This window comes from Coprococcus sp. RTP21204st1_G4_RTP21204_210225 (assembly GCF_040915385.1).
GTDB classification, from domain to species: domain Bacteria; phylum Bacillota; class Clostridia; order Lachnospirales; family Lachnospiraceae; genus Allocoprococcus; species Allocoprococcus comes.
This window is the reverse complement of sequence record NZ_JBCPDP010000068.1, coordinates 1-1,284: the sequence shown is the minus strand read 5'-3', so window position 1 is coordinate 1,284 and position 1,284 is coordinate 1. Positions and strand designations below refer to the sequence as shown.

Below are 1,284 nucleotides of genomic sequence, written 5' to 3'. Positions count from 1 at the left end.
ATTCAATAGAGGTTTGTAAATCAATAGAATTTCAGGAAAAAGATTTATAAAATTTAAGATAAAAATGACAAATACAAAAATTACAAAAGGACTCAAAGAAGCAAAATACAAAACTATCATAGTTACAATAATTCTATAAATTGTCCAATAAAATCCTATATCAGTTCTGCCTGTTGCAACAAGTAAAGCCCCTAGTGGATTTCCAATACTACATATTGAATAGTAAAGGCATAAGATACTGAATACTAATGAATACTCAACATATGAACTACCATATATTACACCCAATACATAAGACGAGCAATAACAAAGAAAAAAATAAATAGGCATATCAATAAAAGATAGCACCCTAATTACGTTAATATATTTTTCTCTAAGTAAAAACTGATTATCTTGGCATAATGCCAAACTAGGTGTTAGCACTTTAGTAACTATTGGATTTATGAATGAATAAACTTTAAATGCGAGTTGCTTACATACAGAATATACTCCCAATATTTCTAATGAATATGCTGTTCCTATAAGGAATATATCCATCTCTCTTGATAGATAATCCAATGTTGAAGAGCCAACTTGATATATCCCTATCTTTAAATAAGGCTTTGTTTCATAGAAATTAAAATGCAATCTTATTATTCTGTCCTTAAAAACAGAATACGACAGATAAATAATAGCTATAAAAAAACCATAAAATAAAGTGGAAAAAACAAGTGCATATACGCCCAAACCAATATACACTAAAACAATAGAAAATATGACCATTAAAACAGATGCAGTCATATCAATTTTTGCAATAACACTGAACTGCATTTGTTTTTGTTGAAAAGTACGTTGAAGTCGAGATATCGATGAAAAAATAACATTCAACGATAACAATGATATAATATTAACCAATTCCGGTTGGTTATAATATATAGCTACCCATGGTGCCAATATGCAAATAATTACAGATATTACAAATCCAGATATAATATTAAACCAATACAATGAACTATATTCATTTTTTGATATATCCTGTTTATGGAGTACTGCAGATGAAATACCCATATCCATAAATATCTCTGTAAATGAAATTACTAAAACAGCTATGGCAATAAGTCCAAAATCTTCTTTCCTCAAAAATCTTGTAAGAATAGATATTTGTCCCAATTTAGCACATGCATTTACTACAGCACTAAGCGAAGTCCATTTAACTCCATTTATTGCACTACCCATATTGACAGAGACAATCAGAAATTTGATTTTATCAAATAATATAAACGTTCCTTAGAATAAATATTATTT

The 1,284-nt window shown here is 28.1% G+C and carries 1 protein-coding gene; it reads right to left on the bottom strand.

Going from position 1 to position 1,284, the window contains the following annotated elements:
* The coding region (locus tag AB5213_RS17150; RefSeq protein WP_368277036.1) for an MOP flippase family protein at positions 1 to 1,215 on the bottom strand (1,215 nt) is incomplete at its 3' end.
* Positions 1,216 to 1,284 lie beyond the last annotated feature (69 nt).